The sequence below is a fragment of the Mycobacterium appelbergii genome, from assembly GCF_032883035.1.
Taxonomy (GTDB): Bacteria; Actinomycetota; Actinomycetes; order Mycobacteriales; family Mycobacteriaceae; genus Mycobacterium; species Mycobacterium appelbergii.
Genome location: NZ_JAMQTH010000002.1, coordinates 176803 through 197660, shown reverse-complemented (window position 1 = coordinate 197660; position 20858 = coordinate 176803). Strand labels below are relative to the sequence as shown.

Here is a 20858-nt window from a genome sequence, read left to right as displayed (position 1 = left end):
AGGGACTGGGCGGCGGCGCGGCCTTAGCGTTTCTCCCATGAGCGCACAGTTGTTCCCCACGCCTGCCGAAGTCGAGGCCGCCACGCCGGCCGACCGGGACCGGGCGATCGACGTCATCCGCATCGTGTCGTTGGTGGGCGTGGTCTTCGGCCACACGATCATGGCCACCAGCACGATCCGCGATGACGTGTTCATCTGGAGCAACCTGCTCACGGCTTCGACCGTCTTCCAGGCCTTGACCTGGGTGTTCCAGATCATGCCGCTGTTCTTCTTCGCGGGGGTGGCCGCATCGGTGCAGTCCTGGCGGCCCGGTACGTCATGGGGCGGCTGGCTGCTGCGTCGGTGTACCCGGCTGTACCGGCCGGTGTTCTACTACCTGGCGTTCTGGGCCGCGGCCCTGGCGGTGCTGCGGTTCCTGCTGCCCGTGCACGTGTATGAGCCGCTCGCCGGAATCTCCATCCAGTTGTTGTGGTTCCTGGGCGCATACGTCCTGGTGTTGGCGGCGGTGCCGCTGCTGGCCAGGATCACCACCACCGCGCAGCTTCTCGGCGCGGTGCTCGGCACCTACGCAGCCATCGCGCTGATCGACGTAGTCCGCATCACCATGGACGGGGCCGGCTACGCGACACTGGGCTACCTCAACACCGTGGTGTGGCTGATCCCCGGCATGTTCGGCGTGGCCTACCGCCGGGGACTGCTGACCGCACGGGCCGCACTCCGGGTCGGCCTCGGCATGCTCGGCGTGAACCTGGCCCTGCTGTACTTCGGCCCCTATGAGCTGAGCCTGGTCGGTATCGAAACCCAGCAGCTGAAGAACATGACGCCGCCGTCACTGCTGCTGGCCGGGCACGCAATCATGATGTGCGCGTTCGCAATCGCCGCCGCACCGGCCATCACACGCTGGGCCCGGCGTCCACGGGTGTGGTGGCTGGCCGCGATCGGCAACTCCGGGGCGATGACGCTGTACCTGTGGCACATGCCGCTGCTGCTCGCCATGCATCTGGTGTTCGACCACCTGGGCCTGGACCGTTACGACCCGGCCACACCGGGCTTCGTGGCCTTGTCGGTGCTGCAGCTGGCAGTGATGGCCGCGCTGGTGACGGCGGCGTTCATCGCCCTGCGGCCGCTGGAGAATTCACCGCTGCCGTGGTGGGACGGCCCTGGCACAGCCCCCGAGGCCGGCCCGCACAGCACCGCCATCGGGATCCTGCTGTGCGTGGCGGGCACGGCGACGCTGACATCGGTCGCCTGGGGCTTGAAGGATCAGGGCGTGTACTGCGTGGTGCTGATGGTGGCGGCACTGGCTGCCGCGCGGTGGCTCGCCGACCGCACTTCCGCGCGGACGCTCGAGCCGGCGTGATTCGGGGACTATCCGCTCTTGCGGCGGAACTCGCGGCGGTTTTCCACCGGACCGTGTGCCCGCGGTTGCTTGCGGCCGCCGTCCGCGTGCGATGCGCCGCCGGCAGACTGCGCGTTCTTGCGTTCCAGCGCCTCCCGGAACTTGCGCTTGTTGTCGTCTTCCGGTTTGTCAGCCATACGCCGCAGCGTAGCGTGCCATCACCGTCAACGTCACCGCGTTATCGCGGCGGCGCCGTTCACCGGATACCCGGCGGCATCCCGTACAGGTGCGAGATCGGCAGCGTCAGCTTCACCCGCCGGTCCTCGACCATGGCGCGGCGGTAGTCGTCCCAGTCGGGGTGTTCGCCGGCGATATTGCGGTACAACGCAATCAGCGCCTCGACGGTGTCGTCGTGCGGCGATGCCGCAGGCGGGGTGAGGATGGCGTCGCCTTCGGCGACGGCGTAGGCCCAGCCATCATCGGAGCTGACGTGGATCGACGCCCGCGGATCGCGCCGCAGGTTACGGGTCTTGGCCCGCGGTTCGGTGATCGACACCTCGATGGTCACGGCACGCGGATCGAAGTAGTACGACACGTTGGACAGCTGTGGTCGGCCGTCTTGTTTGATCGTTGCGAGCACTCCCAGCGAATTTCCACTGATCAACGCGAGAAGCTTGTCGTCGAAAACCTGTCGCCCCATATTTCGAGCCTACGTCTATACGATCGCATCGATGACGGTGATTGACGGCAATACCCTGGAAGGCGTCTCGGCCACCACGTTGTGGACCCTGCACAACCGCGGCACCGAGGCAAAACGGTCCGACGGGGTGATCCGCGACCCGTGGGCGGTGACCCTGCTCGACACCATCGAGTACGACTACCGCAAGTTCGGCAAACCCAACCAGTCACACGGCCTGCGGGCGCGCGCGTTCGACATCGCCGCCCGCGACTACCTCTCGGCCCACCCGGCGGCCGCGGTGGTGGCACTCGCCGAGGGACTGCAGACCAGTTTCTGGCGGCTGGATCAGGCCGGGGTCGCCGACGGGTTGACTTGGTACTCCGTGGATCTGCCCCCGGTGATGGCGATCCGGGAGGAACTGCTGCCCGCCGACGACCGGATCCAGGCGCTTGCGCAATCGGCGTTGGACCGCAGCTGGATGGACCGGGTCGACGCGTCGCACGGGGCGTTCATCACGGCCGAGGGGCTGCTGATGTATCTGGAGCCCGACGATGTGTACAGCCTTATCGCCGATTGCGCGGCCCGGTTTCCCGGTGCCCGGATGCTGTTCGATTCGGTGCCGCCATGGTTCAGCCGTCGCACGATCAAGGGTTTGAAGCTGTCCGACCGCTACCTCGCCCCGGCGATGCCGTTCGGGCTGACAGTCGACGAGGCGCTGGCCCTGCCCGACCGCATTCCGGGCGTGCGCACGGCCCACGACATCGTCCTCCCACCGGGGCGGGGCATGTGGAAGCTCGCGGCGAGCCCGGCATTGGACCGCATCGCGGCACTGCGCCGGGCGCGTCCCAGCATCACGTTGCTGGAGTTCGGATAACCGGCAATGCGAAAACTAGCCGCGCTCCTGGTCCTGCTGGCGGTCTCGGGCGTGACGTCCTGCGCAGAACCCGCGCCGGACGCGCCCCCACCCCAGCCCGCCCCGCTCGCCGAGATCACCGTCCAACGCTTCGAATATCCCACGAGCGATGCCGCCGACACCGACCAGAACTGGGCCGACCTCTACCTGCCTGCGGGACCCCAGGACGTCGACACGATCCCGTTGGTCGTGCTCATCCACGGCGGCGCGTGGCAGAGCGCGTTGGGGGCGAGCGTGTTCGAGGGATTGGCCCGCCAGCTCGCCGGGCGCGGCATGGCGGTGTACAACATCGAGTACCGACGCGTCGGCTCCGGTGGCGGATGGCCCACCACGTTCCACGACGTGGCCCGCGCCTTGGACTACATCGTCGAAGTGGACAGGCAGCATCCGCAGCTGACGACGGACGACGAGCTCGTCGTCGGTCACAGCGCGGGTGGTCAGCTCGCGGTGTGGGCGGGTACTCGCCATCGACTACGTGACGACGAGGTGGGCTCGCGGCCGCAGTTCCGGCCGACGCGGGTCGTCTCGTTGGCCGGACCACTCGACATGGTCTATGCCGCCACCCACGGTGACCGCCACATCGTCAAAGTCCTCGGCGGTGCTCCCGCCGACGTCCCGGACCGCTACACCTCGGTCGATCCGATTCAGAACATCGACCCGTCGGTGCCGGTGATCGCCATGCACGGGACGCGCGACACCGTGGTGGCGCCCGCGAATTCAGAGCGCTACGTGGATGCGGTCAAGAAGCAGGGCGGCCGGGCCGCCGTGCAACTACTCCCCGGCGACAACCACACCTCGATCGTGTCGACGCACTCACCGAACTTCCACCAGGTGCTGCGCGTCATCACCACGACGTCACAGGCCGACCTGGACAGCCTGCTCGACGAGTGAGGCGGCCGGATCGGTTGCGGCGCTACGCTGACCGTCATGCCCCGCTATGCCGCGTTCCTGCGCGGAGTCAACGTCGGCGGCGTCAACCTCAAGATGGCCGCGGTGGCCAAAACCTTCACCGACGCCGGTTTCACCGAGGTACGCACGATCCTGGCAAGTGGAAATGTGCTGCTGGACAGCGACTCCGACGCCGCCACCGTACGCACCAGGGCCGAACGCGCCCTACGTGACGCGTTCGGGTACGAGGCCTGGGTGCTGGTGTATGACCTGGAGACCCTCGCCGCGATCTCGGCCGGCTACCCGTTCGAGCGTGCGGTCGAAGGCTTTCATTCCTATGTCACGTTCGTCAGCGACGCCGCTGCGCTGGACGAGCTGGCTGCCTTGGCGCCCGGACCCGAAGAGAAGATCCGCCGTGGCGCCGGGGTGGTCTACTGGCAGGTCGCCCGCCACGCCACGCTGGGCAGCGTCATCGGCAAGACCATGGGGAAGAAACGGTACAAGTCCTCGACCACCACCAGAAACCTCCGCACGCTGGAGAAAGTGTTGCGATGAACCGGGTTGGGTAGATTCGGGCGGTGACCGAGACCCCGCGCACCAAGGTGGACCTGACCGGCGTGTCGGAGACCGCGCTGATGACGTTGCAGGTGCGTGCCCACGAGGCACGCCGCCCGGATGGCATCCTCGACGACCCGATGGCGGTGCAACTCGTCGACTCCATCGACTTCGACTTCGCCAAGTTCGGTTACACCAGGCGTCAGGACATGGCGCTGCGTTCACTGCTGTTCGACAAGACCACGCGCGCATACCTGCGTGACCATCCGAAAGCCACCGTGGTGGCGTTGGCCGAAGGCTTGCAGACCAGCTTCTACCGACTCGACGCCGCCGGTGTGGGTCATGAATTCCGCTGGCTGACAGTTGATCTGCCGCCCATGATCGAGGTACGCCGCAAGCTGCTTCCTGCTTCGGACCGGGTGACGATGTGCGCGCAGTCGGCCCTGGACTTCAGCTGGATGGACCTTATCGATCCGGCCGACGGCGTGTTCATCACGGCCGAGGGTCTGCTGATGTATCTGCAGCCCGAGGAGGCCATGGGGTTGATCCGCGCCTGTGCGCAGCGTTTCACAGGCGGGCAGATGCTGTTCGACCTGCCGCCCGCGTGGTTTGCCGCGTGGGCGCGCGCCGGCATGCGGACCTCGCTGCGCTACCGGGTGCCACCGATGCCGTTCAGCTTGTCTCCGACGCAGGCGGCGGATCTGGTCAACACGGTGCCGGGCGTGCGGGCGGTACACGATCTTCCGCTGCCCCAGGCCCGCGGCAAGGTGCTCAATGGGCTGTTGTGGGCGGTTCAGCGGCTGCCCCTGCTGGATTCGGCGCGGCCGGTAATGACCCTGCTGGATTTCGGTTAAGCCGTGACGGCAACTGCCGCCGGAGCGCGGAACCGTAGATTCGGATCTTCCACGGGCCCGTTGCGCAGCATCTCGGCGTCATAGCCGTAGTTCATCGTCATCAGCCACGGCTCCACGACGCCCTGCCGCGGCAGCTCGTCGACCGAGCGCTGGACGTAGCCGGCCGCGAAGTCGAGCAGCGGACGCGTTTCCATTGCGGGATCGCTGATCTCGGGCTGTACCGCGATATGGCCGTTGACGTCCATGTGGGTCAGCATGCGGCAGAAGTGCTCACACAGCAGCCCGACCTTGAGCGTCCACGATGAGTTGGTGTAGCCGAACGCAAAGACGAAGTTCGGCACGCCCGACAGCATCATGCCCTTGTAGGCCACCGTGTCGGCGAAGTTCACCGGCTCACCATCCACGGTGAGTGAGATGCCGCCGAACAGTTGGACGTTGAGCCCCGTGGCGGTGACGATGATGTCGGCTTCGAGCTCTTGACCGGACGCCAGCAGGAGGCCCCGTTCGGTGAAAGTCACGATCTGGTCGGTCACCACCGAGGCGCTCCCTGCACTCAGTGCACCGAACAGGTCACCATCGGGAACCGCGCACAACCGTTGATCCCACGGGTTGTAGCTGGGGCTGAAGTGCACGTCCACCGGATACCCCGCGGGCAACCGGCGGGCGTTGAAGCGGCGGATCAGCGCCCGCGCGGCCCGCGGGTACTTCTGGCAGAAGGTGTACACGCCACGCTGTTTGGCGATGTTCTTGCGCCGGGTCAACGCGTAGCCCCGCGTATCGCCGAGCACCTTCTTGGCGATGTTGGCGAAGGCATCCTTGGCGGGCACCGGCATCACATAGCTCGGCGAGCGCTGCAGCATCGTCACGTGCCCGGCCGTCTGCGCCATCGATGGCACCAGCGTGACCGCCGTCGCGCCGCTGCCGATCACCACGACTTTCTTGCCCGCGTAATCGAGGTCCTCGGGCCAGTGCTGCGGATGCACGATCTGACCGGTGAATCGGTCGCTGCCCTCGAAATGCGGGGTGAACCCCTCGTCGTAGCGGTAGTACCCGCCGCCGCAGAACAGCCAGTTGGCGCTGATCTGTACCAGCTCTGGATCCTCTCCGGCTCCGTCGGTCCGCTCGATGTCGACGGTCCAGCGGGCCTGCGCCGAATCCCAGGCGGCACCCAGCACCTTGTGGTGGAACCGGATGTTGCGGTCGATGTTGTTGTCGCAGACGGTCTCCCGCAGATATGCCAGGATCTTGTCGCCGGTGGCGATGGCGTAGTCGTCGCGCCACGGTTTGAACTCGTACCCGAAGGTGTGCAGGTCGGAGTCGGAGCGGATGCCCGGATAGCGGAACAGGTCCCAGGTGCCGCCGGTGGCCGCGCGCGACTCCAGGATCGCGTAACTGCGCTCAGGGTGCTCGCGCTGCAGGTAGTAGGCGGCGCCGATGCCGGAGATGCCGGCTCCGATGATCAGTACGTCGACGTGCTCGATATCGGACATGCCGATGACTCCTGTCGTCATGGGTAAAGCGATGTGACGATCGTCGCGCCCACGACCCCACGCCGCCAAGGTCAAAATTCCCCACATCGCGGATTCGATGGTGCAGATTGCACCATCGCTCTATCCTCGGTGGATGGACTGGTCGCCGCCGTCTCCGCGGGTCGCCGACCTGATCCGGCAGTGCGCGCAGATCGTCGTCAATGCGCGTCCGGAATGGCTCGAGGAGCTCGACCGGGCCGTCCTGGCGGCCAGCCCCGCGATCGCATCCGACCCTGAACTCGCCGGGGCCGTCAGCCGCAGCAACCGGGCGAACCTGTATTTCTGGGGCACGGCCAATGTTCGCGATCCCGGCGCGCCGGTGGCCCCGAACACGGGGCCCGAGCCCCTGAGCATCGCCCGCGAACTGGTGCGCCGTGGCGTCAACACGTTTCCCCTCGACGCATACCGGGTCGGCGAGGGCGTCGCCTGGCGGCGGCTGATGGACATCGCCTTCGAACTCACCTCCGACCCGGCCGAGCTCCACGAACTCCTCGAGACGTGCTCACAATCGATCAGTGCGTTCGTCGACGCGACCCTGGCCGGTATCGCCGCGCAGATCGATCTGGAACGCGACGAGCTCACCCGCGGCACCCACGCCGAACGGCGGGAGACAGTTGCGCTGCTACTCGAAGGCGCGCCGATCCCCCGCCAGCGCGCCGAGAGCCGGCTGGGTTACGCACTGACCGGCACCCACACCGCCGCGGTCATCTGGAGCGACAACCCGGACGGCGATCTGGCCCGGCTCGACCGGGCCGCCGAGGCATTCGGACAGGCGTGCGGCGGCGCGCCGCCGTTGAGCGTGCCTGCCAGCACCGCGACGCGCTGGGTGTGGGCACCGGGAACCCTGACGTCCGCGATCGGCGACGCGCACGATGTCCGCATCGCGATCGGCCCGGCCGGCGAGGGCGTCGACGGGTTCCGGCGCAGCCACTTCGACGCGATCACCACCCAGCAGATGATGGCGCGGCTGCATTCGCCGCAGCAGATCGCGCGGTTCACCGACATCGAGCTGGTGGCACTGATCACCGCCGATCCTGACGGCGCCGCCGGATTCGTCAAGCACGTGCTGGGCGATTTCGAATCGGCGAACACCGAATTACACGACACCGTAAGAATTTTCGTCGATTCGCAGTGCAACGCCTCGCGCGCCGCCGCACGTCTCTACACCCATCGCAACACCCTGCTGCGGCGGCTGGCCCGCGCAGATGAACTGCTGCCGCGCCCGCTGGCCGAATGCAGTGTCAACGTGGCCGTGGCACTGGACGTGCTGCGCTGGCGTGGCTAGCCGAACGCGGCGTCCAGGTACCTCAACGCGTCGTTCTTGCCGATGCCGAGGGCTTTGGCCGCCTCGGCGAAGGAGTTCGCGGCGGCGGCCATCGCGGCGTCGGCAGGATCAGCCCGGGCGACGAACGTGCCGTACCGGCCACGGGTCTCCAACACCCCGGCAGACTCCAGCTCGCGGTAGGCCCGTGCCACGGTGTTGACCGCAAGACCGATCCGGCCTGCGAGTTCGCGAACCGTCGGCAACCGGGCGCCCGGTGCCAGCCGGCCATCACGTACGCCGTCGATGATCTGGCCTCTCAACTGGTCGAACAATGGCTTTTCCACATCCGGGTCAACCCGAACCCACTCCCCCAAGTCACCCACGTGCCCAGTATCACCCCAAAGCGCTAGTTTGGGGGGCGTGCAAGTGACGGTGCTCAGTGGAGCCGGCATCTCGGCCGAAAGCGGCGTGCCGACCTTCCGCGACGTCGAAACCGGACTGTGGGCCAAGGTCGATCCGTACGAAATTTCCAGCTCGGACGGGTGGCAACGGCACCCGGAGAAGGTGTGGGCCTGGTATCTGTGGCGGCATCACATGATGGCCGCGGTCGAGCCGAACAACGGCCACCGCGCCGTGGCCGCCTGGCAGGACTACGCCGACGTACACGTCGTCACCCAGAACGTCGACAACCTGCACGAGAGGGCCGGCAGCACCAAGGTCTACCACCTGCACGGCAGCCTGTTCGAGTTCCATTGCGACGCTTGCGGTTCACAGTTCGAAGGGGTGCTCCCCGACATGCCGGAACCGGTGGAGACGGTGGAACCCCCGCAATGTCCGTGCAGCGGCCTGATCCGGCCGGACGTGGTCTGGTTCGGCGAGGCGCTGCCCGAGCAGGCCTGGCAACGCTCCGTGCTGGCCGTCAGCACGGCCGACGTGGTGATCGTGGTTGGGACCAGCTCGGTGGTCTACCCGGCCGCGGGCCTGCCCGAGGCGGCGCTGGCCACCGGCACCGCGGTCATCGAGGTCAACCCCGAGGCCACCCCGCTGTCCGACAGTGCGACCGTGTCGCTGCGGGAAACGGCGGCCACGGCGCTGCCGGGCCTGCTGCAGCGGTTGCCTGCGCTGTTGGGCTGATCCGCCGGCCCTAGGCCGGTTTGAGCGCCCGTCCGATCGCGAACTCCGAAACCGGCAACGGCACCCACGACGGCAGGGACCATTCCCGGCGGGCACCTTCGAGCCGGAATCCGGTCTCTGCGATCGTCTGCTCGGTGTGCCGGTGGGTGTGGCAATTGCCGAGCAGCCGCGGCCAGACGGTGGCGTCGGCCAGCCGCTGCAACCGGTCGCGATATCCGGCACTGGCCACATGCTCCAGATAACGCAGTTCTCCGCCCGGACGGAGTATCGAGAAGAGCTGTTGCAGAACGACATCCGGCTCCTCGATGGAGCACAGCACCAATGAGCAGACGACCGCGTCGAAAGGTTGCGCACTGGCGAACTGTTCGACCGTCTGGGCGGTGACGGTCACCGGCACCGGCGCGGCGGCCCCCGCCCGCTGCGCCACCTCGGCCAGCCGGCGTTCGGGCTCGATGGCGACCACCTCGTCGACCGAGGCCGGGTAGAACTCGAAGTTCGTCCCGGTGCCCGCCCCGACTTCGAGCACGCGGCCCGTCAGCCCGGCGAGATTCTCGGCCCGCAGCCGGCGCAGCGATTCGGGTTCGTAGTTCGACATCGTCTTCCACACCCGCGCGAAAAACGGGTTGTCGACAGTGCTGGTGCTCATGGCGCGAATCCCTTCAACCGAGCGACCGCCTCCTGGGGCGGCAGGTCTGGTCCGATGATCCCGGTGATGATGTGACCGGCGCACACCGCCCGCAACACCCGGTCGGCGAACGCCTCGGCATCTCCCCAGGGCAGATACGGCTTGGCGATCAGCATGGCGGCCACCCCGTGCGCGGCGGTCCACAATTCCAGTGCCAGCGAGGTGGGGTCACCCGGCGGGTAGATCCCTTCGGCGATCAGCGCCTTGATCGAGGTACACATGTGGACGAACGCTGCGCTGTTCAGCGTCGTGTCGACGTCGCTGCCCGGCCGGGGATCTCCCATCGTCGCGATGCGGTAGAGCTCCGGAGTCCGTCGGGCGAAGCTCACGTAGGCCAAACCCTGCGCGTGCAGCACGTCGATGGCCGACGACTGACCGGTCGCCGCCCGCTGCATCTCCTCGTCGAGCTTCTCGAAATACCGCGCGCACACCGCATCCAACAATGCGTCCTTGTCGGCGAAGTGCAGATAGATCGACGGTGAGGTGACGCCCACGCGTTTGGCCACCGAGCGGATCGAAACCGCTTTGGCATGACCGGTTTCCAGCAGAAGGCCGGTGGCGGCGTCGAGGATCTCCTCGCGCAGTTGTTCCCCTGAGCCGCGCGGCGCACGCCGCCTCTTGAGGGGCTTGAGGGGCTGGACCGCCATGTCAGTCAGCGTCCACGGTGGCCACGGCGCGGGCCCGATCGTTGAGCACGACCGGTAACTCGGCGGACTCGCTGATCCCGATCCGCGCGTGCAGCCGGGCCAGCGGCGCCGGTGCCCACCAGTTCCACCGTCCCATCATGTGCATGAACGCCGGCACCAGCAACATGCGCACCAGGGTGGCATCGACGAGTATCGCCAGGGTCAGCCCGAGCCCGAACATTCGCATGAACGCCACCTGGGCCGCGATCAGCGCGGCGAACGAGATCGACATGAGCAGTGCCGCCGCGGTCACCACGCGGCCTGTGCGGGCCAATCCCAGTGCCACGCTTTGATCATTGCGGACGCGAGGAGCAAGAACAGTCCCGTCCTCGCGCGTCTGACCGGATTTGAGCCAGTACTCGCGGATGCGCGACACCAGGAACACTTCGTAGTCCATCGACAAACCGAATGCGATGCAGAACAACAACACCGGCAGGTTGGCCACCAGTGTGCCGGTCGACGTGGTGCCGAGCGCGCCCAGATGCCCGTCCTGGAATATCCACACCAGTGCGCCGAATGCCGCCGACAGCGACAACACGTTGAGCACCAACGCTTTCAGCGGCAGCACCACGCTTCCGGTGAGCAGGAACAACAGCACGAACGTGATCGCGGCGATCACTCCGAGCACCAACGGCAGGCGCGACGTGATGGCGTGCGAGCTGTCCCGGTTGACCTGAGCCAGGCCGGTCAGCTGCACGTCGGTCGGTGCCGCCACGGCGTGCAGCGCGTCGAGTTGCGTCTCGGAGGCGTCGCTGAACAGCGCCGCATCGCTGCCGACGGTCAGATACGCACTGCCCTCGGCCATTCCGGTCACCGATGTCGGCGGGCCGACCCGTCGGCCGTCGAGGTATGTGCCACCGGGGGCCGAGACCGAGGACACCTCGGGCACCCGCGACAGATCGCCGGCGTAGCGGTCGAGCTGGGCCGGGGTGACGCCGGTGACGTCGGGCAGCACCACGGTGACATTGGTGGCCGAGTCGACGGCGAAGTCGTTGCGCAACGCATCGCCGATTTGGCGGGCCGACGCGGAATCCGGCAGCACCCGGTCGTCGGGGAAACCCCATTTGATACCGAGGAAGGGCGCGCCGAGAAGGAGCAGCAGGGTGACGATCGCGACGGCCACGGGAACGGCCCGGCGCATGACGCGCCCGGTCATGACATACCAGAAGGAATCTTCGATGGGCTTGCGCACCGGTTCGGGCCTGCCGAGAAGCCTGCGGCCGAAGCGCCGGACGTCGAATGCGTCGAGGCGGTCGCCGAGCACCACAATGGCCGCCGGCGCCACCACGATCGCGGCGAAGGCGGCCAGCCCGACCACCGCGATACCGGCGTAGGCGAATGATTTCAGGAAGTACATCGGGAACAGCACCATCGCGACCATGGACAGCGCGACGGTCAGCGCGGAGAACAGCACGGTGCGTCCGGCGGTCACCATGGTGCGGGCCAGCGCCTGCTCACGGTCGGCGCCCTCGGCCAGTTCGTCGCGGTAGCGGCTGATGATCAGCAGGGTGTAGTCGATGGCCAGTGCCAGGCCCATCGCGACCGTGAGGTTGAGGGCGAAGATCGACACGTCCGTGACCATCGTGAACAGCCGGAGTATCGCCAGTGAGCCGAGGATCGCGAAGCCGCCGACCGCCAGCGGCAGTGCCGCGGCCAGCAGCCCGCCGAACACCCACACCAGCACCAAAAAGCTCAGCGGGATCGCGATCGACTCCATCATCAGCAGATCCTTCTCGCTCTGCCCGTTGATCTGGACGTAGGTCATCGCTTCGCCGCCCGCGCGCGCGGTCACCCCGTCGCGATCGTGCACCAGCTGGTCGGTCAGTTCCTTGGCGTGCTTCTGCGCGCCGCTCTCGCCACCGTTGATCCCGGCCACGATCAGTCCGGTCTTGCCGTCCTTACTGATCAGCGCGGCCGCGGCGGGAGCCGGCGCGGTCCAGGCGGAGGTCACCTCGGTCACGTACGGCGAGGCCTTCAGCGCGGTGGCAATGTCCGCACCGGCAGCCTTGGCGGCCGGACTTTCGGCACCGGCGTCCCGCATGTTGTCGGTCACGCTGATCACCAGTTGCATGTCGCCGCGGTTGAACTTGTCGGCGAGTAGCGCGGTGGCCTGGGCAGACTCGGCGGTGGGATCTTGAAATCCGCCGGCGGACAGGTTTTTGGCGACCGGGATGCCGAAGATTCCCGCCGCGATCATCACCAGCGCGGCGACGACCAGGATGCGGCGCGGGGCGGCGATGGCCAGGCGGGCGATTCGGTGCAGCACTTCGTGTCCTTCCCCAGCCCCTACATATCGAGGTTAAGTTAACAGCGGTAACTTAATACCGTCAATGCCGATCTCGTAGAGATACACGGAGCAGCCCGCCGAAATGTTCATACTGGGGCCTCCCGCGATGAATTCCAGACCTACAGGGGGTCTAGCCGTTATGACGAACACCACTACCAGCACGGACATCGTCGCGCCTGCGACCGGTATGACCGACATCGGACTGTTGATCCTGCGCCTCGCCACCGGCGCCACGATGTTGCAGGCCGGGCTCATCAAGGCCGCTGACTACGACACCACCGTCGAATTCATGGAGACCGGCGGCTGGCGATTACCGGCGTTTGCCGCATTCATGGTGACCGCCGCCGAGACCCTCGGCGGAATCGGGCTACTGCTGGGCATACTCACCCCGCTGGCCGCGTGTGCGGCGATCGGCGCGATGCTCGACGCCTGGGCCGTCAACGTCTCTGCGGACGCATTCTGGTCCCAGCCGTTCAACGTCCCGTTCCTGGCGGCCTTCGGCGCGGCCGCCCTGCTGTTCACCGGGGCAGGGTCGCTGTCGGTGGATCACAAAGTGTTCGGCCGCTCGCGCGGGTCATCACGCCTCGCGGTGGGCCTGCTGGTCACAGGTATCGCCGTCGCGGTGGTGACCTGGATCGCACTCAACGGCAGCAACCCCATCCACCTCACGAGTGCTACTGGCTAGAAACCTACCGAAAAGTAGTATTGCCACCATTTTCCGAATCGTGACTCAAGGTTTCCTTAATGGTGACCCATACGCTCAGTGTCATGTGGATCGACGACAGCAGCGCAGATGTCATCAAGGTCGACTTCGAGGCCCTTTACCACGGCGATGTCCTCGTCGAGGGCGATACCTCGGAGCAGTTTGACGACTACCAGTCCCTGCCCACCGCGGTATGAGAAAACGCGCGCCTCGCGGCGCGCGTTTTCTGCCTTGAGTTTGCCGGCGGCGTGACTACTCCGGCCTCACTCCTTGACCTCTCGTTGGTCCAGTCCCCGTGTCTCTACACGGGGACTGTTTCTTTCTCAGGTTCACTGGCGCCGATCATGTTGAGCAGGCGCCCACCGATCAGAACTTCGGCTTCGGACACGATCCGCGACACCAGTTCCGCACAGGTCGGGATGTCGTTGATCAGGCCCATCGAAGTCCCCACCGACCAGATCCCGGCATCCACGTCGCCGAGCTCATAGACCTTGTTTCCGCGCACGCCGGCCACCAGATCCTTGACGTCGGGGAACTGACCGCCCTTGTTGAGGATGTCCACCACTTCGCGGGACACGGTGTTGCTGGCCACCCGGGCGGTGTTACGCAGCGGCCGGAAGATCAGCTCGGTATCGAGCTCACTGCCCGCCACGATCGCTTCTTTGACGTTCTGGTGAATCGAGGATTCCGCGGTGCACATGAACCGCGAACCCATGTTGATGCCGTCCGCACCGAGCGCCAGGGCAGCCACCAGCCCGCGCGCATCGGCGAATCCGCCGGACGCGATCATCGGAATCTCGATCTTGGCCGCGGCCGCCGGAATCAGCACCAGGCCCGGAATGTCGTCCTCACCGGGATGGCCCGCACATTCGAACCCGTCGATGCTGATGCCGTCGACACCCAGGCTCTGAGCCTTGACACCGTGACGCACCGAGGTGCACTTGTGCAGCACCTTGATGCCGTTGTCGTGGAACATCGGCAGATGCGGCGCCGGGTTCGAGCCCGCCGTCTCGACGATCTTGATGCCGGCATCGACGATCACCTTGCGGTACTCGTCGTAGGGCGGCGGGTTGATCGTCGGCAGGATGGTCAGGTTGACGCCGAACGGCTTATCGGTCAGCTCACGGGTCTTGGCGATCTCCTTGGCCAGATCCGCCGGAGTCGGCTGGGTCAACGCGGTCAGAAACCCCAGCGCACCCGCATTCGCCACGGCCGCGACAAGCTCCGCGCGGCCGACCCACTGCATGCCGCCCTGCACGATGGGATGGGTGATCCCGAAGGTTTCGGTGAACTTCGTATGCAGCGTCATATTCACATCACCTCGGGGCCATCCGGATCGCCCCATCCAGACGAATCACCTCACCGTTGAGCATCGGGTTCTCGACAATGTGCACGGCCAGCGCACCGTACTCGTCGGGATCACCGAGCCGGGCCGGATGCGGCACCTGCTGCCCCAGAGACTTCTGCGCTTCCTCGGGGAGCGACCCCAGCAGCGGAGTCTTGAACAGGCCAGGGGCGATGGTGCACACGCGGATCAGATCGCGGGACAGATCCCGCGCGATCGGCAGCGTCATACCCACGACGCCACCCTTGGACGCCGAGTACGCGGCCTGGCCGATCTGGCCCTCGAAGGCCGCGACCGAAGCGGTGTTGATGATGACGCCACGCTCTGCGCCGTTCTTTCCTTCGAGCGGTTCGGTCTTGGCGATGCGCTCGGCGGCCAGCCGCAGCACGTTGAACGTGCCGATCAGGTTGACCTGGATCACCTTGGTGAACTCGTCGAGCGGGAAAGCGCCGTTGCGGCTCAGGGTCTTGATCGCATTGCCGATGCCTGCGCAGTTGACGTTGCTGCGCAGCGGTCCGAGGGATTCGGCGACGTCGAGCGCCTTGCTGACCGAGGCCTCGTCGGTGACGTCGGCCGCGACGAACGTCGCGCGCTCACCCAGTTCCGCCACCGCTTCTTCGCCCTTGAGGTCGATGACCACAACCTGCGCGCCCGCATCGAGCAGTCGCTTGGTGGTCGCCAGACCCAGGCCCGATGCACCGCCGGTGACGACGGCTACCGCGTCTCGTATCTCCACTTATCGCATTCCTTTCCGGCCGGCTTCGCGCCGACCCCCTGGTTGATGGGTGTTACGTCCAGTCGCCGAGGACGGCGTCGGTGTCGGCGCCGCGCTCGCCCGGCGGAGTCGGCCTGCTCGGCGCGCTGCGGGAGAACCGCGGCGCGGGCATGGGCTGTAGATTGCCGCCGTCGTCGTAGAACGTGTCGCGCTCGGCGATGTGCGGTTCGGTGAGGACCTCGGCGAACGACAGCACCGGCGTCACACACGCGTCGGTGCCCGCGAACACCGCCGCCCAGTGGTCACGGTCGTGGGCCGCGAAGGCCTCGGTGAACACGGCGCGCAGTTCCGGCCAGCGGCTGATGTCGTTCTGGTCGGGCAGGTCGGCGCCATCCAGCCCGAGGCCCTTGAGCAGCTGGGCGTAGAACTGTGGCTCGATCGACCCCACCGCGACGTAGCGGCCATCGGCGGTCTCATAGGTGTCGTAGTAGGGCGCGCCGGTGTCGAGCATGTTGGTGCCGCGCTCGTCGGACCACAGGCCGTTGGCGCGGAAGCCCCACATCATCTGCATCAACACGCTCGAGCCGTCGACCATCGCCGCGTCGATCACCTGCCCCTTGCCCGAGGTCTGGCGTTCGAACAGGGCCGAGAGGATCCCGACGATCAGGAACATCGAACCGCCGCCGAAATCACCCGCGAGGTTCAGCGGTGGCACCGGCCGCTCGCCCTTGCGGCCTACCGCATGCAACAAACCGTTGAGCGAGATGTAGTTGATGTCGTGTCCGGCCTGCGACGCCCGCGGCCCGGACTGCCCCCAGCCGGTCATGCGGGCATAGATCAACCGATCGTTGACCTGGGCGCAGTCCTCGGGCCCGAGGCCGAGGCGCTCGGTCACCCCCGGCCGGTACCCCTCGATCAACACGTCGGCTTTCGAGATGAGTCGCAACACCAGGTCCCGGCCCTCATCGCTCTTGAGGTCGGCCGCCACCGAACGCCGGTTGCGCAGCATCGAATCCCGGTCCCCCGCGGGTACGCCCCCGCTGCGGCCGGGCCGCTCGATGCGCACCACGTCGGCACCCAGATCACCGAGAATCATGGCCGCGTGGGGCCCTGGGCCGATGCCGGCCAACTCGACAACCCGCAAACCCTGCAATGGACCCGCCATGCTCTACCGCCCCTTCGGAGTAGTTGACCGCCGACATAGCTTACTTGTATAACCTTCTCGACCGGCCATGGCCATAGCCGGCCCCGACCTAAGGTGCTTCATATGACATCGACCGACTCCAGCACCGGTACCTACGCCAGCATCGACGACGTGTCGGTGACGCTCGACGGTGGTGTGCTCTCGGTGACGCTGAATCGGCCCGACAGCCTCAATTCGCTGACCCAGCACATGCTCAGCGCGATCGCCGACGCGATGGAACAGGCTGCCACCGACCCCGCCGTCCGAGTGGTGCGGCTGGGCGGCGCAGGCCGCGGGTTCAGCTCCGGGGCCGGTATCAGCGAGGAAGACCAGAACGCCAAGAGCCACGACGCCGCGGGCGTGCTCGACGCCGCCAACCGGGCGGTCGCGTCCATCGTCGCACTACCCAAACCCGTTGTGGCCGTGGTGCAAGGACCGGCCGCCGGGGTCGGGGTGTCGCTGGCGCTGGCATGCGACATCGTGCTCGCCTCGGATGAAGCGTTCTTCCTGTTGGCCTTCACCAAGATCGGGCTGATGCCCGACGGCGGCGCGTCGGCGCTGGTGGCCGCGGCCATCGGGCGCATCCGGGCCATGCGTCTGGCACTACTGGCCGACCGGCTCACGGCCGCCGACGCATACGACTGGGGCCTGGTGACCGGGGTGTACCCGGCCGCCGAATTCGACGCCGCCGTGGACAAGGTCGTCTCCAAGCTGCGGTCCGGGCCCGCCGTGGCCCTGCGCAAGACCAAGCAGGCCGTCAATGCGGCCACGCTCACCGAACTCGACAACGCGTTCACACGCGAACGCGAAGGCCAGCTGCAACTGTTGACGTCCAACGACTTCCGCGAAGGCACCCGGGCGTTCCAGCAGAGCCGACGTGCGGAGTTCACCGACTCCTGAGGAGCGGGCGTGTCCCGAAAATCAGTGGACTGAGCGGGCACTGCTGCGCCACCATCACATGATGGGTACGCAGCTGCAGAGTGAGCCGGCGACCGGCTGGCGCGTACTCGCACCGTTCCGGGTCCGGGAGTACCGCCTGCTGATCGCCGCGGTCACGCTGTCGATCTTCGCCGAAGGCATGTGGTCGGTCGTGATGGCCCTGCAGGTGATCGCCCTCGACAATGATCCGACGTCGCTGTCGTTGGTCGCCACCTGCATGGGTGTCGGGCTCGTCGCCTTCGTGCTCATCGGCGGCATCGCCGCGGACCGGATCAACCAGCGCACCATCATCATTGTCGTCGAGGCGGTCAATTTCGTGACCGTCACGGCGATCGCCGCGCTCGGTTTCGTCGATGCGCTGAAGATCTGGCACATGGCCGTGGCCGCAGGCATTCTCGGCATCGCCGCGGCGTTCTTCTTCCCGGCCTACAGCGCGATCCTGCCGCGTATCCTGCCCGCCGAACAACTGTTGGCGGCCAACGGGGTGGAAGGCGTGGTGCGCCCGGTGTTTCAGCGCTCGGTCGGTCCGGCCGTGGCAGGCATGGTGATCGGTGTGACCCTCCCGTCGGTCGGCGCGATCGTGGTCGCCGCACTGTTCGGCCTGGGCCTGACACTGCTGGTGGCCACCCGGCCGCCGGCGACTTCCGCTCCGGTACAGGCTGATCCGCGGCCGCATGTGCTACGCGACCTCCGCGACGGTTTCCGTTTCATGGTCCACACTCCGTGGTTGTTGTGGACTCTGCTGTTCGCGAGCATGTTCGTGCTGATGGTGCTCGGACCGATCGAGGTGCTGCTGCCGTTCATCGCCCAGGACCGATTCTCCGACGGTGCACGTGCCTACGGATTCATCTTGGCGTTCTTCGGTTTCGGCAGCGCTCTCGGCGCTCTGACGGTCTCCTCACGGCGGATGCCGCGCCGCTACCTCACCACCATGATGACGATGTGGGGACTGGGTTCCGTCCCGCTGGTACTGGTGGGCTTGACGTCGTCGTTCCCCCTGATGGCACTGGCGACGTTCGTGGTCGGGGTGACCGACGGCGCGGGCATGGTGATCTGGGGAACGCTGCTGCAACGCCGGGTGCCGACGGAGATGCTGGGCCGGGTTTCGAGTCTGGACTTCTTCGTGTCCCTGGCATTCATGCCGTTGTCGTTCGCGGTTGTCGGGCCGCTGTCGAAGGTGGTGTCGATGGAGGCGATCTTCCTCGTGGCCGGTATCGCGCCGACGCTGCTTGCCCTCGTCGCCCTCAGCGCGGCCAGGATGCCGCGCGACGAGTTGGCCCACCCGTTGCGTTAGACGACCGTCACCTTTATCGGCGAGCAGACGCGGAGGTCCCCTTTTTCGCGTGTTTCCGGGTACCTACGCGTCTGCTCGCCGGATCAGACACCGAAGATCGGGGGCAACACGAGCACCATGACGAGCCCCCAGAGGAAGTGGGTCAGCATCGGTGCCAGGATGCCGCCGGTCACGTGACGCTCGTAGGCGCACACCGCGCCGAGCACGATCGCGGCGAAGCCGAGCATCGGATTGCCCGCCGCCATCACCACGGCGATGTAGACCAGTGTCGAGATGACGGCCGGATGGCGGGCACCCAGTGCGGTGAAAAGTGCACCGCGGAAAAACAGCTCCTCTGCCACACCGTTGACCAGGGTGATGAACACGATGACCGGCAGCGTTCCCTGGTTGGCGAATTCGAGTACCGCAGTGATGTATTCGCGCAATATCGGGATCTGACGGGCGACCAGCCCGCCGATCACGAACGCGACCGCGACGGCCACACCTGCCGCCGTGCCGAGCAGCACCGGGCGACGCCTGCCGACCCACGGCAGCGGCCCGGACACGACGGCGCCCAGCGCCCACACCGCGGCCAGCGCCAGGGTCAGCCAGTAGAAGGAGCTCTCGCCCGGCTCGGTTCCGAGCGAGAAGGCCAGCAGGATCGCACCGATGACCAGGACGACCCCGACCGTGACCCGTCGGCGCAACACCACTGCACGCGACTCCTGATCGGGCGGCGCCACCGTCATATCCCCTTGGGCGCCATGGCTAACGCGAAGTCGAGACCCGTGCGCAGCATGGCCGCCACCGGACCCGGCATCGGCGGAAGCAGCCCGAGGGCCGGGCGCACGAGTGCCGGGGTCAGCGCCCGGATCCGTGATGTGTCGCCGCCGGCCCACACCGGATCCGTATCCGCCAGGTGGTGCGGATCGGCCAGCAGGTTGACCGGACAACGGCCCCGCCCGCTCAGCGCCAGACCGATCGCGTCGTCGACGCCGAGCAGTCCGCCCGGCGGATCCGCAACGACGTCCCGCAGACCGTCCCCGGCGGCGGTCATCGGATGATCAAGGGAGGCAGCCAGATCGGCGGCCAGGCCATCGGGAACCGGCAACACGACCCCCGTCACCCGGGACGCCACACCGGTCGCCACACCGAAAACCGGTACGGAAACCCGCCGTTTACCCGTCAACCGGGCATAGCTGCGCAACAGCCCGCGGTAGGTGGTGGTTTCGGGTCCGCAGATGTCGTAACCGCCGGCGGGCACCTGCCCGGCATCGGCGGCCGCCACCAGGTAGTGCAACACGTCGCGAATGGAGATCGGGTCGATGGGATTGGCCATCCAGCGCGGTATCGGCATCACCGGGAACCGGTCCCCCACGTAGCGCAGCATCTCGAACGACGTCGACCCCGCCCCGATGATCATCGCCGCGCCCAACCACACCACCTCGGCGCCGCCGTCCACGCTCAGCGCCCGCGCGACCTCGGCGCGACCGGCAAGGTGTTCGGACAGCACCTCGCCGTCGGGAACGAAGCCACCGAGATAGACGATGCGGCCCACACCGGCGTTGCCGGCCGCGGCCGCGACGTTGGCCGCGGCGTGGTTGTCAGTGTCGCGGAAACCGGGCCGGCCGATGCCGTGCAGCAGGTAATAGACGACGTCGACGGGGCCGGCCCGGCGAAAGGCGTCCTCGGCGGAGGCTTTGTGGTCGGCGTCGAGCGCCACGGCCGTCACCTCGGGGAACCATCCGAAATCTGCGCACCTGGCAGGTCGCCGACCGGCCACCACGACGTCGTGGTGCTCGGCGAGCAGGGCACTGACCAACCGCGAACCCACGTAGCCCGTCGCGCCGGTCACCAAGATCCGCATAGCGCCAAACTACGACGTGG

The 20858-nt window shown here is 67.0% G+C and carries 22 protein-coding genes and 1 pseudogene; 11 read left to right on the top strand and 12 right to left on the bottom strand.

Annotation, left to right across the window (positions count from 1 at the left end; all coding sequences use genetic code 11):
- The first annotated feature begins 37 nt into the window (after positions 1–37).
- Positions 38–1360, top strand: coding sequence for an acyltransferase family protein (locus tag M1247_RS05260; protein WP_317155228.1), 1323 nt, complete (start codon positions 38–40; stop codon positions 1358–1360).
- 8 nt (positions 1361–1368) lie between these two features.
- Here the strand turns inward: M1247_RS05260 and M1247_RS05255 are convergent, their stop codons facing one another.
- Positions 1369–1536, bottom strand: coding sequence for a DUF5302 domain-containing protein (locus M1247_RS05255; RefSeq protein WP_317155227.1), 168 nt, complete (start codon positions 1534–1536; stop codon positions 1369–1371).
- A 59-nt stretch (positions 1537–1595) separates the two neighbouring features.
- Positions 1596–2039 carry a PPOX class F420-dependent oxidoreductase gene (locus M1247_RS05250; protein ID WP_317155226.1) on the bottom strand — a complete coding sequence of 148 codons (444 nt, stop codon included), beginning with the start codon at positions 2037–2039 and terminating at the stop codon, positions 1596–1598.
- Positions 2040–2070: 31 nt separating this feature from the next.
- On the opposite strand from M1247_RS05250, the gene M1247_RS05245 reads away from it, so the two are divergent.
- The 4 genes from M1247_RS05245 to M1247_RS05230 all read left to right on the top strand — a co-directional run bounded on the left by M1247_RS05245 (position 2071) and on the right by M1247_RS05230 (position 5228).
- A complete protein-coding gene (locus tag M1247_RS05245; protein ID WP_317155225.1) occupies positions 2071–2892 on the top strand; it encodes a class I SAM-dependent methyltransferase in 822 nt (273 codons plus the stop codon).
- 6 nt (positions 2893–2898) lie between these two features.
- Entirely contained in the window at positions 2899–3822 is a 924-nt protein-coding gene (locus tag M1247_RS05240; protein WP_317155224.1) for an alpha/beta hydrolase family protein, read from the top strand.
- Positions 3823–3858: 36 nt separating this feature from the next.
- Positions 3859–4374, top strand: a complete 516-nt coding sequence (locus M1247_RS05235; RefSeq protein ID WP_317155223.1) for a DUF1697 domain-containing protein — start codon at positions 3859–3861, stop codon at positions 4372–4374.
- A gap of 80 nt (positions 4375–4454) precedes the next feature.
- Positions 4455–5228 (top strand): class I SAM-dependent methyltransferase, encoded by a 774-nt coding sequence (locus M1247_RS05230; RefSeq protein ID WP_410506823.1) that lies wholly within the window; start codon positions 4455–4457, stop codon positions 5226–5228.
- 17 nt (positions 5229–5245) lie between these two features.
- On the opposite strand, the pseudogene M1247_RS05225 reads toward M1247_RS05230, so the two are convergent.
- Positions 5246–6718: pseudogene (locus M1247_RS05225) on the bottom strand (flavin-containing monooxygenase); the annotation flags it as partial.
- Between the two features lie 133 nt (positions 6719–6851).
- Here M1247_RS05225 and M1247_RS05220 point away from each other — a divergent pair.
- Complete coding sequence (locus M1247_RS05220) at positions 6852–8042, top strand: Rv1453 family transcriptional regulator (RefSeq protein WP_317155221.1); 1191 nt, start codon at positions 6852–6854, stop codon at positions 8040–8042.
- Here M1247_RS05220 and M1247_RS05215 read toward each other — a convergent pair.
- On the bottom strand, positions 8039–8404 hold the full coding sequence (locus tag M1247_RS05215) for an Rv1152 family transcriptional regulator (RefSeq protein ID WP_317155220.1): 366 nt from the start codon (positions 8402–8404) through the stop codon (positions 8039–8041). The two genes, M1247_RS05220 and M1247_RS05215, sit on opposite strands and share 4 nt — an antisense overlap.
- Positions 8405–8441: 37 nt before the next feature.
- Between M1247_RS05215 and M1247_RS05210 the strand changes: the two genes are divergently transcribed.
- On the top strand, positions 8442–9155 hold the full coding sequence (locus M1247_RS05210; RefSeq protein WP_317155219.1) for an NAD-dependent deacylase: 714 nt from the start codon (positions 8442–8444) through the stop codon (positions 9153–9155).
- Between the two features lie 10 nt (positions 9156–9165).
- Here the strand turns inward: M1247_RS05210 and M1247_RS05205 are convergent, their stop codons facing one another.
- From M1247_RS05205 to M1247_RS05195, 3 genes are read right to left on the bottom strand one after another with little or no spacing between them, the layout of a single operon-like run.
- Complete coding sequence (locus M1247_RS05205; protein ID WP_317155218.1) at positions 9166–9801, bottom strand: class I SAM-dependent methyltransferase; 636 nt, start codon at positions 9799–9801, stop codon at positions 9166–9168.
- Complete coding sequence (locus tag M1247_RS05200; RefSeq protein ID WP_317155217.1) at positions 9798–10487, bottom strand: TetR/AcrR family transcriptional regulator; 690 nt, start codon at positions 10485–10487, stop codon at positions 9798–9800. The genes M1247_RS05205 and M1247_RS05200 overlap by 4 nt, the downstream gene beginning before the upstream one ends.
- 1 nt (position 10488) lies before the next feature.
- Positions 10489–12792, bottom strand: coding sequence for an MMPL family transporter (locus tag M1247_RS05195; protein ID WP_317155216.1), 2304 nt, complete (start codon positions 12790–12792; stop codon positions 10489–10491).
- Between the two features lie 160 nt (positions 12793–12952).
- Between M1247_RS05195 and M1247_RS05190 the strand changes: the two genes are divergently transcribed.
- Both M1247_RS05190 and M1247_RS05185 read left to right on the top strand, forming a co-directional pair.
- A complete protein-coding gene (locus M1247_RS05190) occupies positions 12953–13498 on the top strand; it encodes a DoxX family protein (RefSeq protein ID WP_317155215.1) in 546 nt (181 codons plus the stop codon).
- Positions 13499–13581: 83 nt separating this feature from the next.
- Positions 13582–13713: a hypothetical protein gene (locus tag M1247_RS05185; protein WP_317155638.1), complete on the top strand. Its 132-nt coding sequence runs from the start codon at positions 13582–13584 to the stop codon at positions 13711–13713.
- A gap of 104 nt (positions 13714–13817) precedes the next feature.
- On the opposite strand, the gene M1247_RS05180 is transcribed toward M1247_RS05185, so the two are convergent.
- From M1247_RS05180 to M1247_RS05170, 3 genes are read right to left on the bottom strand one after another with little or no spacing between them, the layout of a single operon-like run.
- Entirely contained in the window at positions 13818–14825 is a 1008-nt protein-coding gene (locus tag M1247_RS05180) for an NAD(P)H-dependent flavin oxidoreductase (protein ID WP_317155214.1), read from the bottom strand.
- Between the two features lie 7 nt (positions 14826–14832).
- A complete protein-coding gene (locus tag M1247_RS05175; RefSeq protein WP_317155213.1) occupies positions 14833–15597 on the bottom strand; it encodes a 3-hydroxyacyl-CoA dehydrogenase in 765 nt (254 codons plus the stop codon).
- 52 nt (positions 15598–15649) lie between these two features.
- Positions 15650–16741, bottom strand: coding sequence for a CaiB/BaiF CoA transferase family protein (locus tag M1247_RS05170; protein ID WP_317155212.1), 1092 nt, complete (start codon positions 16739–16741; stop codon positions 15650–15652).
- A gap of 102 nt (positions 16742–16843) precedes the next feature.
- Here M1247_RS05170 and M1247_RS05165 point away from each other — a divergent pair, with 102 nt between their 5' ends.
- Together M1247_RS05165 and tet(V) are read left to right on the top strand one after the other, a co-directional pair.
- On the top strand, positions 16844–17659 hold the full coding sequence (locus tag M1247_RS05165; protein WP_317155211.1) for an enoyl-CoA hydratase: 816 nt from the start codon (positions 16844–16846) through the stop codon (positions 17657–17659).
- Positions 17660–17720: 61 nt separating this feature from the next.
- Positions 17721–18992, top strand: a complete 1272-nt coding sequence (gene tet(V), locus M1247_RS05160; protein ID WP_317155210.1) for a tetracycline efflux MFS transporter Tet(V) — start codon at positions 17721–17723, stop codon at positions 18990–18992.
- Between the two features lie 83 nt (positions 18993–19075).
- Here the strand turns inward: tet(V) and M1247_RS05155 are convergent, their stop codons facing one another.
- Both M1247_RS05155 and M1247_RS05150 read right to left on the bottom strand, forming a co-directional pair.
- The gene (locus M1247_RS05155) at positions 19076–19720 is read right to left on the bottom strand and encodes a CPBP family intramembrane glutamic endopeptidase (protein WP_317155209.1); all 645 of its coding nucleotides are present in this window, start codon (positions 19718–19720) and stop codon (positions 19076–19078) included.
- Entirely contained in the window at positions 19717–20838 is a 1122-nt protein-coding gene (locus M1247_RS05150; RefSeq protein WP_317155208.1) for an NAD(P)H-binding protein, read from the bottom strand. The genes M1247_RS05155 and M1247_RS05150 overlap by 4 nt, the downstream gene beginning before the upstream one ends.
- Positions 20839–20858 lie beyond the last annotated feature (20 nt).

Bases quoted from the DNA above. Each gene is read 5' to 3' on its own strand.
- M1247_RS05260 (WP_317155228.1), top strand. From the start codon at position 38: ATGAGCGCACAGTTGTTCCCCACGCCTGCCGAAGTCGAGGCCGCCACG.
- M1247_RS05255 (WP_317155227.1), bottom strand. From the start codon at position 1,536: ATGGCTGACAAACCGGAAGACGACAACAAGCGCAAGTTCCGGGAGGCG.
- M1247_RS05250 (WP_317155226.1), bottom strand. From the start codon at position 2,039: ATGGGGCGACAGGTTTTCGACGACAAGCTTCTCGCGTTGATCAGTGGA.
- M1247_RS05245 (WP_317155225.1), top strand. From the start codon at position 2,071: ATGACGGTGATTGACGGCAATACCCTGGAAGGCGTCTCGGCCACCACG.
- M1247_RS05240 (WP_317155224.1), top strand. From the start codon at position 2,899: ATGCGAAAACTAGCCGCGCTCCTGGTCCTGCTGGCGGTCTCGGGCGTG.
- M1247_RS05235 (WP_317155223.1), top strand. From the start codon at position 3,859: ATGCCCCGCTATGCCGCGTTCCTGCGCGGAGTCAACGTCGGCGGCGTC.
- M1247_RS05230 (WP_410506823.1), top strand. From the start codon at position 4,455: ATGACGTTGCAGGTGCGTGCCCACGAGGCACGCCGCCCGGATGGCATC.
- M1247_RS05220 (WP_317155221.1), top strand. From the start codon at position 6,852: ATGGACTGGTCGCCGCCGTCTCCGCGGGTCGCCGACCTGATCCGGCAG.
- M1247_RS05205 (WP_317155218.1), bottom strand. From the start codon at position 9,801: ATGAGCACCAGCACTGTCGACAACCCGTTTTTCGCGCGGGTGTGGAAG.
- M1247_RS05200 (WP_317155217.1), bottom strand. From the start codon at position 10,487: ATGGCGGTCCAGCCCCTCAAGCCCCTCAAGAGGCGGCGTGCGCCGCGC.
- M1247_RS05190 (WP_317155215.1), top strand. From the start codon at position 12,953: ATGACGAACACCACTACCAGCACGGACATCGTCGCGCCTGCGACCGGT.
- M1247_RS05185 (WP_317155638.1), top strand. From the start codon at position 13,582: ATGTGGATCGACGACAGCAGCGCAGATGTCATCAAGGTCGACTTCGAG.
- M1247_RS05180 (WP_317155214.1), bottom strand. From the start codon at position 14,825: ATGACGCTGCATACGAAGTTCACCGAAACCTTCGGGATCACCCATCCC.
- M1247_RS05170 (WP_317155212.1), bottom strand. From the start codon at position 16,741: ATGGCGGGTCCATTGCAGGGTTTGCGGGTTGTCGAGTTGGCCGGCATC.
- M1247_RS05165 (WP_317155211.1), top strand. From the start codon at position 16,844: ATGACATCGACCGACTCCAGCACCGGTACCTACGCCAGCATCGACGAC.
- M1247_RS05155 (WP_317155209.1), bottom strand. From the start codon at position 19,720: ATGACGGTGGCGCCGCCCGATCAGGAGTCGCGTGCAGTGGTGTTGCGC.
- M1247_RS05150 (WP_317155208.1), bottom strand. From the start codon at position 20,838: ATGCGGATCTTGGTGACCGGCGCGACGGGCTACGTGGGTTCGCGGTTG.